Below are 14013 nucleotides of genomic sequence, written 5' to 3' on the forward strand. Positions count from 1 at the left end.
ATGCGGTCCCTGTGGGAGCGGCTTTAGCCGCGAAGAGGCCCGTGTGGTCAGCCCTGCTTGTAAGCCTCGAGCGCTTTGAGCCGCTCACTTTTGAGGGCCTCGCCCAAGCCCTGACCGGTCAACCCGGCTTCCAACAGCGGTTTCACATCCACCGCCCGGGCTGCGTTGGCTGCCCCGCGTAGGTAATCGCCCTGTGGATAAGCTTCACAGGTGGCCATTTCACACGCGGCAATGAAATCCTCGAAACGCTGCGGCCGCCGATAAACGTCGAACTTCTGCAGTATTTCCAGCAAATTTGCAGGTACCAGCTGCAAAGCGTTGTCGGCCTGCCCTGCAAACTCTCCTACCAACAAGGCCAATTCCTGGCATTCACGCGGCGCCTTGAAACGCTGATTGAGTGCTTTGATCGCCGCTGGTTCCAGCCCGCGCAACAAGCAAGCCCAGCGCACAGCCAACGGCTGTTGATGCTCTGCCGCCCGGCGCAGGGCGGCCAGTGTGTGCGCACGCTGCTCCAACTCAGGCATCAAGGCGTTCAAAGCACCACAGTCGTGCAATACCTTGATGAATACTTGCGGCTGCCTTTCCATCAGCGCCCGCTCGATTTCCTTCCAGCTACGTTCCGCTGTCAGCGCCTGCAATTCGCCCGATTCGGCGATCTGGCGCATCAGCGCCAGTGTGTCATCGGCGACCTTGAAGCCCAAGGGGGCGTAACGTGCGGCAAAGCGGGCAACGCGCAACACCCGCAAGGGATCTTCGGCGAACGCGGGGGAAACATGGCGCAGGATGCGTTGTTCAAGGTCGGCCTGGCCATGGTAAGGGTCGAAGACCACGCCTTGTTCATCCTCGGCCATCGCATTGATGGTCAAGTCGCGGCGGATCAGGTCTTCCTCCAGCGTAACGTCGGGGCTTGCGTGAAAGGTGAACCCGCCGTAACCGCGTCCGCTCTTGCGCTCTGTGCGGGCGAGGGCATATTCCTCGCCGGTCTTCGGATGCAGGAACACCGGGAAATCAGCGCCGACCGGGCGGAAGCCCTGGGCATGCATTTCCTCGACCGTGGCGCCGACCACCAGCCAGTCGACATCACTGACCGGGAGCCCGAGCAGGCGGTCGCGCACTGCGCCGCCGACTTTGTAGATTTGCATGTGCAGCCTCCATTACTGCCCACAGGATAACCTGTTGGCAGTAATGGCGGTGCAATCAGAGGTGGTGGATGACGGCGAGGTCCATGCGCCCGTAGTCGCCGCTCTCGGCATGTTCCCCGCGCGGTGGCATGTGATGGGTCTTGACCACCTGGTCGCCCTGTACCGTCTCCAGGTGGATATCAAAGCCCCACAAGCGGTGCAGATGCTTGAGCACTTCCTCGGTGGAGTCGCCCAGCGGTTTGCGGTTGTGTTGCTGGTGGCGCAAGGTCAGCGAGCGGTCGCCGCGGCGGTCGATGCTCCAGATCTGCACGTTGGGCTCACGGTTGCCGAGGTTGTATTGGGCAGCGAGTTGCTCACGAATGATCCGATAACCCGCCTCGTCATGGATGGCCGGTACCAGCAGGTCGTCGCGCTGGTCGTCATCGAGGATGCTGAACAGCTTCAGGTCCCGCATCACCTTGGGTGACAGGTACTGCAGGATGAAGCTCTCGTCCTTGAAGCTGCTCATGGCGAACTTGATGGTAGAAAGCCAGTCGCTGCCAGCAATGTCGGGGAACCAGCGGCGATCTTCCTCCGTCGGGTTTTCGCACATGCGGCGGATGTCGGTGTACATGGCAAAGCCCAGCGCGTACGGGTTGATGCCGCTGTAGTACGGGCTGTCGAAACCGGGCTGGAACACCACGCTGGTGTGGGACTGCAGGAACTCAATCATGAAGCCTTCAGTAATCAGGCCTTCGTCGTACAGATCATTCATCAGGGTGTAGTGCCAGAAGGTGGCCCAACCTTCGTTCATCACCTGGGTCTGGCGCTGTGGGTAGAAGTACTGGGCGATCTTGCGCACGATGCGCACCACCTCGCGCTGCCAGGGTTCGAGCAGCGGGGCGTTCTTTTCGATGAAGTAGAGGATGTTTTCCTGTGGTTCGGAAGGGAAGCGGGCATCGTCGCGGTCACCGCCCTTATCGGCGCTCTTTGGAATCGTGCGCCACAGGTCGTTGATCTGCCGCTGCAGGTGCTCTTCGCGGTCTTTCTGACGCCGGCGTTCTTCTTCAGCGGAGATTGGATAGGGGCGTTTATAGCGGTCCACGCCGTAGTTCATCAGCGCGTGGCAGGAGTCGATGAGGTCTTCCACGGCATCGATACCATGGCGTTCCTCGCACTGGGCAATGTACTGCTTGGCGAACACCAGGTAATCGATGATCGATGTGGCATCGGTCCAGGTGCGGAACAGGTAATTGCCTTTGAAGAAGCTGTTGTGGCCGTAGCAGGCGTGGGCAATCACCAGTGCCTGCATGCACATGGTGTTCTCTTCCATCAAATAGGCGATGCACGGATCGGAATTGATCACGATCTCATACGCCAGGCCCATCTGGCCCCGGCTGTAGGACTTCTCGGTACTGAGGAACTGCTTGCCGTAGGACCAGTGGTGATAACCCAGCGGCATGCCGACGGACGCGTAGGCATCCATCATCTGCTCGGCAGTGATCACCTCGATCTGGTTGGGGTAGGTATCCAGGGCGTAACGCTCGGCCAGCCGACTGATTTCCCGATCGTAGGTCTGGATCAGCTCGAACGTCCACTCGGACCCGGTGGAAATGGGTTGGCGTCTCTGTGCTCTGGCGGTCATGTGGCTAACCTGCGCTGGAAGAGTTCACGGAAGACCGGGTAGATATCGCCGGCCGATACCAACTGCTGCTGGGCGAATGTGTCGGGGAAGGCTTCGCCGATTCGCTCGTACTCATACCACAACGCCTGGTGCTCGCGCGGAGTAATCTCAACGTAAGTGTAGTACTGCACATGCGGCATGATCTGCTTGGACAGGATCTCGCGGCAGATCGGCGAGTCGTCGTTCCAGTTGTCGCCGTCGGAGGCCTGGGCGGCATAGATGTTCCAGTCGGCGGCCGGGTAACGTTCAGCCATGATCTCCTGCATCATTTTGAGCGCACTGGAGACGATGGTGCCGCCAGTTTCCCGGGAATAGAAGAATTCTTCCTCGTCCACTTCGCGGGCGCTGGTGTGGTGGCGTATGAACACCACCTCGATGCGGTCGTAGTTACGCTTGAGGAACAGGTACAGCAGGATGAAGAAGCGCTTGGCGATGTCCTTGGTGGCCTGGGTCATCGAGCCGGACACGTCCATCAGGCAGAACATCACCGCCTTGGAACTGGGATTGGGTTGCTTGACCAGCAGGTTGTACTTGAGGTCGAACGTGTCGAGGAAGGGCAGGCGGTTGATGCGTGCCTTGAGTCGTTCGATTTCCTGTTCGACTTCCTGGATATCGGTAAAGTTGTCGGGTTCTTCGATCTTCAGCCGGTCCAGTTCCTTCTGTGCTTCGCGCAGCAGCGCACGGCTGCTGCCGGTCAGGGCGATGCGCCGGGCGTGGGCCGAGCGCAGGGTACGAACGATGTTGATGCGTGACGGGTTGCCCTCGTTGGCGATGCCGGCACGCACGGTCTTGAAGGTGTCGGCGCCGGTCAGGTGGCGTTTGACCAGGTTGGGCAGTTCGAGGTCTTCGAACATGAATTCGAGAAACTCTTCCTGGGTGATCTGGAAGACGAAGTCGTCCATCCCCTCGCCGGAGTTGCCGGCCTTGCCCCGGCCGCCGCCGCCCCCGCCGCCTTGTGGCCGAGGGATATGCTCGCCAGCGGTGAATTCCTTGTTGCCAGGGTGCACGATGGTCTGCTTGCCGCCACGACCATGGTGCAGCACCGGTTCATCGATGTCCCGTCCCGGAATGCTGATCTGTTCGCCATGTTCCATGTCCATGATGGAACGGCGGCTCACGGCCTCTTCGACGGCCTTCTTGATGTGTTCGCGGTAACGCCGCAGGAAGCGCTGGCGGTTGACCGTGCTCTTGTTCTTGCCGTTCAGGCGTCGGTCGATAACGTAGCTCATGGTCCCTCCGGTAGCTGGGAGCAGCTGCAAGCCACAAGCTTCAGGCTGCTGGAATGAGCAGCCACCGCTGCCTGAAGCTACGGCGCCGGGCTTGTGCCCAGCGCTGGGCAGCTTGAAGCGTGCGGCTTGTAGCTTGCCGCTTTATTGCGATTTCCTGACCCGCAGGTACCATTCCGACAGCAGGCGCACCTGTTTGTCGGTGTAGCCACGTTCCACCATCCGCGTGACGAAGTCGTTGTGCTTCTGTTGGTCCTCCTTGCTGGCCTTGGCGTTGAAGCTGATGACCGGCAGCAAGTCCTCTGTGTTGGAGAACATTTTCTTCTCGATCACCACCCGCAGCTTCTCGTAGCTGAGCCAGCTCGGGTTCTTGCCGTTGTTGTTGGCGCGGGCACGCAGCACGAAGTTGACGATCTCGTTGCGGAAGTCCTTCGGATTGCTGATGCCTGCCGGTTTCTCGATCTTTTCCAGTTCTTCGTTGAGGGCGATGCGGTTGAGGATCTCGCCGGTTTCCGGATCGCGGTATTCCTGGTCCTGGATCCAGAAGTCGGCGTACAGCACGTAGCGGTCGAAGATGTTCTGGCCATACTCGCTGTAGGACTCGAGGTAGGCCGTCTGGATTTCCTTGCCGATGAACTCGATGTAGCGCGGTGCCAGGTACTCCTTCAGGTAGCGCAGATAGCGCTCGCGTACTTCCGCCGGGAACTGTTCCTGCTCGATCTGCTGTTCCAGCACGTACAACAGGTGCACCGGGTTGGCTGCCACTTCATGCGGGTCGAAGTTGAACACCTTGGAGAGAATCTTGAAGGCGAAGCGGGTCGACAGGCCGTTCATGCCTTCGTCGACGCCCGCCGCATCGCGGTACTCCTGGATCGACTTGGCTTTCGGGTCGGTGTCCTTGAGGTTTTCGCCGTCGTAGACGCGCATCTTCGAGTAGATATTGGAGTTTTCCGGCTCCTTGAGGCGTGACAGCACGGTGAACTGGGCGAGCATCTTCAGCGTGTCTGGCGCGCAATGGGCCTTGGCCAGTGAACTGTTGACCAGCAGCTTGTCGTAGATCTTGATTTCGTCGCTCACGCGCAGGCAGTACGGCACCTTGACGATGTAGATCCGGTCGATGAACGCCTCGTTGTTCTTGTTGTTGCGGAAGGTGTGCCACTCCGATTCGTTGGAGTGCGCCAGCAGGATACCGGTATAGGGAATGGCCCCAAGGCCCTCGGTACTGTTGTAGTTGCCTTCCTGGGTGGCGGTGAGCAAGGGGTGCAGGACCTTGATCGGCGCCTTGAACATTTCGACGAATTCCATCAGGCCCTGGTTGGCCCGGCACAGGGCACCCGAATAGCTGTAGGCATCGGCGTCGTTCTGCGGGAATTCCTCGAGCTTGCGGATATCGACCTTGCCGACCAGGGCGGAAATGTCCTGGTTGTTCTCGTCGCCCGGCTCGGTCTTGGCGATGGCGATCTGGTTAAGGATCGAGGGGTACAGCTTCACTACCCTGAACTTGCTGATATCACCTCCGAACTCCTGCAGGCGCTTGGTGGCCCAAGGCGACATGATGGTGTTCAGGTAGCGTCGAGAGATGCCGTACTCCTCCTCGAGAATGGCCCCGTCTTCAGTGGCGTTGAACAAGCCCAAGGGGGACTCGAACACAGGCGAGCCCTTGATTGCGTAGAAGGGCACCTTTTCCATCAACTGCTTGAGCTTCTCGGCCAGCGACGATTTACCACCGCCTACCGGGCCCAGCAGATAAAGGATCTGTTTCTTCTCTTCCAGGCCTTGGGCGGCATGGCGGAAGTACGAAACTATCTGGTCGATGCACTCTTCCATGCCATGGAAGTCGGCAAAGGCCGGATACCGGCGAATGACCTTGTTGGAGAATATTCGCGACAGCCTGGAGTTGGTAGAGGTGTCGATCAGCTCTGGCTCACCGATGGCCAGCAACAGCCGTTCAGCCGCCGAGGCGTAGGCACTGCGATCCTCTTTGCACAGCTCGAGGTACTCCTGCAGCGAGAGTTCTTCCTGGCGCGTAGACTCGAAGCGTTGTTGGAAGTGGCTAAAAATACTCATGACGTCACCTCGCTCGATACGTGGAGACGACGCCGGATCAGTCAGCTGATGCTGGCATGCAACCGGGTTCGCCGATTGCTGTATACCCCCCAGAACACCCTGAAACGCTACCGATGACCCGCACGCCGGTGTACCGGCTCTCCCCTTTTTTTGGATGGCCTGCGCTTAAGAATAGTTGGTTATCCGCAAGGTCAAGGGCGTGCAGCGGAGAAGTTACCGACGACCGTTCGTCAGGTAGGGTGCGAGCCCGCGTGGGGCGCGGGCTGCAGTAATTATGAAAAAATTATTCGGCAGCGCCTGTCGCGGTCTCTTCCGGGTAGGTGGCGCGCCACAGTTCGAAGCCGCCATCGACGCTATACACCTCGGAGAAACCCTGGCCGACCAGATAGGCGGCTGCGCTCTGGCTGGAGTTGCCGTGGTAGCAGACCACCAGGGTCGGGGCATCCAGGTCGGCATTGCGGATGAACTCGGCGACCGAATGGTTATCCAGATGCCTGGCACCGGTGATGTGGCCGGCGGCAAAGGCTTGCGGGTCGCGAATGTCGACGACTACCGCACCTTGCTCGCGCAGTGCCAGGGCCTGCTCGGGAGGGATGCGCTTGAATTCGCTCATGGTACGGCTCTCTTCAGGATTGATCGTTCAGTGTAGTGGGTTGTGCCGGCAGACGGACATTGCCGTCGTCGGTGCAGTCGCAACGGTGGTATTCACCGCTGTCAACGTTGTACAGGGTCATGGCGCCTCCCCACACGCACCCGGTGTCCAGGGCGATGATGCCAGGCTCGTCGACCTGGCCCTGGAGCGCAGCCCAGTGGCCGAAAATGATCGTCACGTGGCGGGAGCGGCGGTCTTTGTGGGCGTACCAGGGTTTATAGCCCTTGGGTGCGGTGCCCAGGCCTTCCTTGCTCTTGAGGTCGAGCTTGCCTGCGGGGGTGCAGAAGCGCATGCGCGTAAGGTAATTGGTGATGACCCGCAGGCGCTCGATACCGGTGAGGTGTTTGCTCCACTTGTTCGGCTCATTGCCGTACATGCCATCCAGATACAGCTTCAAACGGCCGTCGTCGCGCAGCACTTCTTCGACTTCCGCAGCGAGCTTCAGGGCCTGGCCAAGGGTCCACTGTGGCGGGATGCCGGCATGAACCAGGGCGATGCCGCGGGGCTCGTCGTAATGCAGGAGCTTCTGCTGGCGCAGCCAGTCGAACAACTGATCGGCGTCGGGTGCCTCGATGACCTCGCGCAGGGTGTCGCTCTTCTTCAAGCGCTCGACATTTTGCCAGGCAGCCAGCAGATGCAGATCATGGTTGCCCAGCACGCACACCAGTGACTGCCGGATCGAATAGAGGTATCGCAGGGTTTCCAGCGACTCGGGGCCGCGGTTGACCAGGTCGCCGACCAGCCAGAGACGGTCGACCGCCGGGTTGAAGTTGACCTGCGCGAGCAGGCACTTGAGCGGGCCAAGGCAGCCCTGCAGGTCTCCGACGGCGTAGGTAGCCATCAGTGCAGTGCTCCAGGCACCGCGAGGCGGAAGGGTGCAATGTCGGCTTCGAAGCGCTTGCCGTCTTCGGCGAACATTTCGTAGCTGCCCTGCATGGTGCCGACTCGTGTGCTGATCACCGCGCCACTGCTGTAGGTGTGGCTCTGGCCCGGTTCGATGGTCGGCTGCTGGCCGACCACGCCGGCACCGCGCACTTCCTCGACTTCGCCATCACCGTTGGTGATCAGCCAATGGCGTGACAGCAGCTTGGCTTTGACCAGGCCGTTGTTCTGCACGGTGATGGTGTAGGCGAAGGCGAAGCGACTGCTTTCGGGGTCGGATTGGTCTTTCAGGTAACGGGTCACGACGCTGACGTCGATCTGATAGCGAGGGTCGGACATGCAAGGGCCTTGGGCGAGCTGACGCAATAATGCAGTCTAGGCCATTGGCAGGGGGGAGGGCCAGCGGTGTAGAGGCTTGGGGGATTTGTGCTGTCAGTGCCGGCCCTTTCGTGGGTTTACCCGCGAAAGGGCCGGTGCAGGCTGAATCAGGCCTGCTGGTCGGCCAGCTGATCGGCCAGGCGCACGAATGCCGCCAGGTCGAGCTGTTCAGGGCGCAGGCTGCCATCCACGCCAGCGGCCTCGATGGCGGCGCTGTCGAGCAGGCCTTTCATGGTGTTGCGCAGGGTCTTGCGACGCTGGTTGAACGCTTCACGCACCACCTGCTCCAGCAACCGTGCATCCTTGGCCGGGTGCGGCAGCACATCGTGCGGAACCAGGCGCACGATTGCCGAGTCGACCTTTGGCGGCGGGTTGAACGCGCCTGGGCCGACGTTGAACAGGTGTTCCACACGGCAGTGGTACTGCACCATGATCGACAGGCGACCCCAGTCACCCCCGCCTGGGCCGGCAGCCATACGCTCGACCACTTCCTTCTGCAGCATGAAGTGCATGTCACGGATCAGTCCGGCGTGGCTGAGCAGGTGGAAGATCAACGGCGTAGAGATGTTGTACGGCAGGTTGCCGACCACCTTCAGGCTGCGGGGTGGTACGCCCAGCTGGTTGAAGTCGAACTTCAACGCATCGCCCTGGTGCAGGCGGAAATTATCGCGGCCAGCGAACTTGTGCTGCAGGATCGGGACCAGGTCCTTGTCCAGCTCGACAACGTCCAGCTGAGCGCCACTGCCCAGCAAGCCTTCGGTCAGGGCGCCCTGGCCCGGGCCGATTTCCAGCAGGTGTTCGCCGGCCTTGGCGTTGATGGCGCGCAGGATGCGATCGATGATGCCTGCATCGTGCAGGAAGTTCTGGCCGAAGCGCTTGCGCGCCCGGTGTTGGTAGTGCTCGTTCATGGTCGGTTCTCGGCCATCTGGTAGGCGGTTTCCAGGGCTACGCGCAGGCTGCCGGTGTCGACCTTGCCGCTTCCGGCGAGGTCCAGGGCGGTGCCGTGGTCGACCGATGTGCGGATGATCGGCAGGCCCAGGGTCACATTGACGGCTGCGCCAAAGCCTTTGTACTTGAGTACGGGCAGGCCCTGGTCGTGGTACATCGCCAGCACTGCATCGCAGTGCTCCAGATATTTGGGGGTAAACAGGGTATCGGCCGGCAGTGGGCCGCGCAGGTCCATGCCTTCGGTGCGCAGGCGGGCCAGCGTCGGCTCGATGATGTCGATTTCTTCGCGGCCAAGGTGGCCGCCTTCCCCGGCATGCGGGTTGAGGCCGCAGACCAGGATGCGCGGGTTGGCGATGCCGAACTTGTCGCGCATGTCGGCGTGCAGGATGCGGGTAACCCGTTCCACACGTTCGGCAGTAATGGCGTCGGCAATGTCCCGCAGCGGCAGGTGCGTGGTTACCAGGGCGACGCGCAAGCCACGGGTGGCCAGCATCATCACCACCTGGGCGGTGCGGGTCAGGTCGGCAAGGAATTCGGTATGGCCGGAGAAGGCGATACCGCTTTCGTTGATCACGCCCTTGTGCACTGGCGCTGTGATCATCCCGGCGAATTGCCCATCAAGGCAACCTTGGCCGGCACGGGTCAGCGTTTCCAGCACGAACGCCGCGTTGGCCTTGTCCAGCTGGCCCGGCACCACGGCTGCAGCCAAGGGTGTATCCCATACGTACAGGCTGCCAGCAGGCGCAGGCTGGTCAGGCCAATGGCCTGGCGATACCGGTAGCAGGTTGACCGCCAGCCCCAGCTGCGTGGCCCGCTCGGTGAGCAGGTCGCGGCTGGTGATGGCTATCAGCGGATGGGGCTGGGCGTCGGCGGCGAGCAGCAGGCACAGGTCAGGGCCTATGCCGGCTGGTTCGCCGGGGGTGACGGCGAAGCGCAGGGGCTTCACTTCGCGGCCTGGTCAGCGCCAGGCAGCTTGATTTCAACGTAGGCTTCGTCGCGGATCTGGCGCAGCCAGGTCTGCAGCTCTTCGTCATACTTGCGGTTGCGCAGCACGTTCATGGCCTGCTGCTCACGCGCCTGTTCGGTGCTGTCGGTAGCGCGACGGCCCAGCACTTCCAGGACGTGCCAGCCGTACTGGGTCTTGAATGGCTTGGTCACCACGCCTTGCTGGGCGTCGGCCATCTGCTCGCGGAACTCCGGTACCAGGCTGTTCGGGTCGACCCAGTTGAGGTCGCCGCCGTTGAGTGCCGAACCTGGGTCTTCCGAGAAGCTCTTCGCCAGTTCGGCGAAATCTTCGCCGTTCTGGATACGCTCGTACAGACGCTCGGCCAGCTGCTTGGTGGCTGCTTCGCTGCGGATTTCGCTCGGCTTGATCAGGATGTGGCGCACGTGCACTTCGTCACGCAGCACGTTCTCGCCACCACCGCGCTTCTCCTCGAGTTTGAGAAGAATGAAGCCGTTGGGGATGCGGATTGGCTGAGTGATGTCGCCGACTGCCATGCTGCTGAGCATCTTGGCAAAGTCCGGTGGCAGCTGGGCCGCTTTACGCCAGCCCATTTCACCACCCTCCAGGGCGTTTTCGCTGGCCGAGTTGGCAATCGCCACCTGGCCGAAGTCGGCGCCCTGGCGCAGTTGCTGGTACAGCTCGCCGACCTTGCGTGCAGCTTTCTGGATGTCGTCCGAGTTGGCGGCTTCCGGGGTCGGGATGAGGATGTTGGCCAGGCGGTACTCTTCCGACATCTGCATCTTGCCCATGTCCGAGGCGAGGAAGTTCTTCACTTCCTGCTCGGACACCTGGATGCGCTCGGCAACGCGACGCTGACGCACGCGGCTGATGATCATCTCGCGCTTGACCTGCTCACGGGCATCGTCGAACGACAAGCCATCATGGGCGAGGGCGGCGCGGAACTGGTCCAGGGACATGCCATTGCGCTGGGCGATGGTGCCGATGGCCTGGTTCAGTTCTTCGTCGGTGATGCGGATGCCCGAACGCTCGCCAATCTGCAGCTGCAGGTTCTCGACGATCAGCCGTTCCAGTACCTGCTGTTCCAGTGCGCTGGTCGGTGGTACGCCGCCACCGCGCTTGGCGATGGTCTGCTGCACCTCATGGACGCGTTGGTCCAGCTGGCTTTGCATGACCACGTCGTTGTCGACGATAGCCACCACGCGGTCGATGGGTTGTACCGCGGCATGCACCGCGCCACTCAGCAATGCAGCGCCCAGCAACACCGGGCGCAGTCGATCAATAAGCTTGGTCTTCACGTGTACGGTAACCTTGAATGCCTTGGTCGAGGAACGATTCGACTTTATTGCCCACTACACCACCGAGGCCTTTCAGCACGATCTGCAGGAAGATGCCGTGGTCACCCTTTTCGTTTGCCGGGGTGGCCTGGCTGAAATCGTCGTAATCGACCCAGTAACGGTTGATCAGGCGCAGCTTCCAGCAGCAGTTGTCGTACTCGAAACCGCCCATGGCTTCCAGGGTACGGTTGCGGTTGTAGTCGTGCTGCCAGCGGGCGATCACGCTCCATTGAGGCACGACCGGCCAGATGACCGAGAAGTCGTGCTGTTGGATCTTGTAGTAATCCTTGATGTAGTTTGGATCGCCCGGCGTGCCATAGTCGCCGCCGCCTACTTTCCAGGTACCGGTGGTGGAGTCGTAGGCGATGGTGTCATTGCGGTAGCGATAACCGACGTTGACCACCTTGTTCGGGTTGTCTTCAGGCTGGTAGTGGAACATCGCGCTGCCCGAGCGGGTGGTGTGGCTGTCCGGGTCCCAGTTGAAGTCCGAATTGAAGCGCCAGTCGCGGTTGAAGTAGTAGTTGTAAAGCAGTGCGTACGGCGATACGTCGGACTGAGAGTCCGTGCGGTCGCGGTAGTTGATACCTGGCAGCTGAACCTTGCGGTCCTTGAAGTAGTAAGCCTGGCCGATGCTGAAGTTCTGACGCTCGAAGCCGTTGTCCTCGATCCAGCGGGTGGTCACGCCCAGCGACAGTTTGTTCTCGTCACCAATACGGTCGGTGCCGGAGAAGCGGTTGTCGCGGAACAGCGAGTCGTAGCTGAACAGTGTTTCGTTCGTGTCGAACAGCGGGATGTCCTTCTGGTCCTTGTACGGGACGTAGAGGTAGTACATGCGCGGTTCAAGGGTCTGCTTGTAGTTGGTACCGAACAGTGAGGTGTTGCGGTCGAAGTACAGGCCGCTGTCGACGCTGAAGATTGGAACGTCACGGTCTTGAGTGCTGTTGAAGTCGCCTTCTAGCGGAATACGACCTGGCTGGGTAATGAGGTCGTTCTTACCTTTGCCGTCCAAGTCTAGGTCGTAGTGCGTGTACATATACTTCAGCTTCGGCGTGATGTAGCCGTAGCTGGCTGTCATCGGCAGGCTGATGGCTGGCGCTACGTTGAGACGAGTACCGTTGGCACGTGCTACACCGAAGATGTTTTCATCCAGACGTTGGCCAGGAACGCCAGCAGTGTCATCCGGATCCCCATCTTTATTGGTCACGAAGTCGTTCTTCAGGTCGCGATCGAAGCGTACGGCTTCGGTCTCGTAGCTGAGGTCGAACCCGCTTGGATGGTAAGGCAGCATACCATTGAGGGTAATCTGCGGCAGCTTGTTGTACGGGGTGATCTGCGACAGGGTCGCCATCTCGTACGCTTGCGCATTCAGGCGAGCGGTGTAGGTGTCGCCACGCCAGGTCAGGGCGCCTTGCTGGTTTACCACATCCCGGCTCTTGACACCGATCTGGTCGGTTTCCAGGTCCTGGAAGTAGAACGGATCGCTGATGTCGGTGTAGTCAACTTCAGTCATCAGGCGCTCGTCCAGGCCACCTTTGTGCTGCCAGTTGATCATCCAGCGTTCTTTCTTGTAGTCCGTCTGCAGCTTGCGATCGTCGTCCTCGTCGTTGAGGTAGCCGCCGCCGAACTGGCCTTCGCTGGACTTGGTCAGGTAGCGGAATTCGCCTTCCATCAGCAGGCCGCGCTTGGTCATGTAGCGCGGGTACAACGTGGCGTCATAGTTGGGCGCCAGGTTGAAGTAGTAAGGCGTGACCAGCATGAAGCCGGTGTCGCTGGTGCTGCTGAACGACGGCGGCAGGAAGCCGGACTGGCGACGGTCGTCGATCGGGAAGTAGATGTACGGTGTGTAGAGCACCGGGAAATCTTTGACCCGCAGGGTGACGTTGGTCGCGGTACCGAAACCGGTCGCCGGGTTCAGGGTGATGTTGTTGCCCTTCAGCTGCCAGGCGTTGCTGCCAGGTTCGCAGGTGGTGTACGTACCGTCCTTGAGGCGGATGATGGCGTTTTCGCCACGCTTGGCGTACAGGGCGTTGCCGCGGATGTGCGACTTGTGCATCACGTATTCGGCGTTGTCGACCTGGGCTTCGCCCGTATCGAGCTGAATCTGCGCCTGGTCACCGACGACCAGCGAGCCGTTGTCGCGGATCTTGACGTTGCCCTTGAGCTCGCCACGGTTCTCGGCCTGGTACAGGTTGGCTTCGTCGGCTTCGGCCTGCATGCTGCCCTGGCGCATGACCACGTCACCGGCGAGGGTGGCAATCTGCTGCTCCTGCTGGTACTTGGAGACCTTGGCGTTGATGTAGGTCGGCGACTCGTCCTTCGGCGTGGAGTCGGCCATGCCCGGGCGGGTCGGCTCGATATACGCACCGCCGCAATACGGGCCGGTTTCGGCCAGCTGGGCGGCAGTGAGCTTCTCGCGCGGAACCCAGTCGAGGTGGCTGTAATCTGCGCTGCGCGACTTCAGGCCACGGCCCTTGGCCTCGGTGACCAGCATCGGCTTGTCAGCGCTCTCGGCCTCGGCCGGCTCGGCTTCGGTGCCGGAAGTGAGCGCAGCACCTTCGTGCACCGGGCGCGGAGGCAGGTTGTTGGCTGGGGTCTTGGGCTTGCAGTCCCAACCACCGGAGGCGGACACTTGGCAGTCGAACTGCTCGGCTGCCACCGCGTGAGGGGTGGCAAGAGGTTGCATGGCCAGCAGACCGCCGGTTACCAGCAACGGAAACTTTCTACGAAACGCGGGGGATTTCAATGCCATCTTAT

At 61.0% G+C, this 14013-nt stretch carries 11 protein-coding genes; all 11 read right to left on the reverse strand.

What is annotated here, in order from left to right:
- Positions 1-47 precede the first annotated feature (47 nt).
- The gene (locus ACQKPS_RS06955) at positions 48-1142 is read right to left on the reverse strand and encodes a multifunctional CCA addition/repair protein (RefSeq protein ID WP_427603316.1); all 1095 of its coding nucleotides are present in this window, start codon (positions 1140-1142) and stop codon (positions 48-50) included.
- Between the two features lie 55 nt (positions 1143-1197).
- On the reverse strand, positions 1198-2766 hold the full coding sequence (locus ACQKPS_RS06960; RefSeq protein ID WP_254481671.1) for a SpoVR family protein: 1569 nt from the start codon (positions 2764-2766) through the stop codon (positions 1198-1200).
- Positions 2763-4034 (reverse strand): YeaH/YhbH family protein, encoded by a 1272-nt coding sequence (locus ACQKPS_RS06965; protein WP_099813724.1) that lies wholly within the window; start codon positions 4032-4034, stop codon positions 2763-2765. Before ACQKPS_RS06965 ends, ACQKPS_RS06960 begins: the two co-directional genes overlap by 4 nt.
- 141 nt (positions 4035-4175) lie before the next feature.
- Complete coding sequence (locus ACQKPS_RS06970) at positions 4176-6098, reverse strand: PrkA family serine protein kinase (RefSeq protein WP_085676236.1); 1923 nt, start codon at positions 6096-6098, stop codon at positions 4176-4178.
- 283 nt (positions 6099-6381) lie between these two features.
- Positions 6382-6711 carry a thiosulfate sulfurtransferase GlpE gene (glpE, locus tag ACQKPS_RS06975; protein ID WP_254481670.1) on the reverse strand — a complete coding sequence of 110 codons (330 nt, stop codon included), beginning with the start codon at positions 6709-6711 and terminating at the stop codon, positions 6382-6384.
- A 13-nt stretch (positions 6712-6724) separates the two neighbouring features.
- Positions 6725-7591, reverse strand: coding sequence for a symmetrical bis(5'-nucleosyl)-tetraphosphatase (locus ACQKPS_RS06980; RefSeq protein ID WP_283725010.1), 867 nt, complete (start codon positions 7589-7591; stop codon positions 6725-6727).
- The gene (apaG, locus tag ACQKPS_RS06985) at positions 7591-7971 is read right to left on the reverse strand and encodes a Co2+/Mg2+ efflux protein ApaG (RefSeq protein ID WP_054885219.1); all 381 of its coding nucleotides are present in this window, start codon (positions 7969-7971) and stop codon (positions 7591-7593) included. The genes ACQKPS_RS06980 and apaG overlap by 1 nt, the downstream gene beginning before the upstream one ends.
- A 146-nt stretch (positions 7972-8117) precedes the next feature.
- Complete coding sequence (gene rsmA / locus ACQKPS_RS06990) at positions 8118-8918, reverse strand: 16S rRNA (adenine(1518)-N(6)/adenine(1519)-N(6))-dimethyltransferase RsmA (RefSeq protein WP_254481668.1); 801 nt, start codon at positions 8916-8918, stop codon at positions 8118-8120.
- Positions 8915-9904: a 4-hydroxythreonine-4-phosphate dehydrogenase PdxA gene (gene pdxA, locus ACQKPS_RS06995; protein ID WP_254481667.1), complete on the reverse strand. Its 990-nt coding sequence runs from the start codon at positions 9902-9904 to the stop codon at positions 8915-8917. Before pdxA ends, rsmA begins: the two co-directional genes overlap by 4 nt.
- Positions 9901-11220 (reverse strand): peptidylprolyl isomerase SurA, encoded by a 1320-nt coding sequence (gene surA / locus ACQKPS_RS07000; RefSeq protein ID WP_254481666.1) that lies wholly within the window; start codon positions 11218-11220, stop codon positions 9901-9903. The genes pdxA and surA overlap by 4 nt, the downstream gene beginning before the upstream one ends.
- A complete protein-coding gene (locus tag ACQKPS_RS07005) occupies positions 11201-14008 on the reverse strand; it encodes an LPS-assembly protein LptD (RefSeq protein WP_313203285.1) in 2808 nt (935 codons plus the stop codon). The genes surA and ACQKPS_RS07005 overlap by 20 nt, the downstream gene beginning before the upstream one ends.
- Between the last annotated feature and the right edge of the window lie 5 nt (positions 14009-14013).

This window comes from Pseudomonas sp. NPDC086566 (assembly GCF_050280885.1).
GTDB lineage: Bacteria > Pseudomonadota > Gammaproteobacteria > Pseudomonadales > Pseudomonadaceae > Aquipseudomonas > Aquipseudomonas vlassakiae.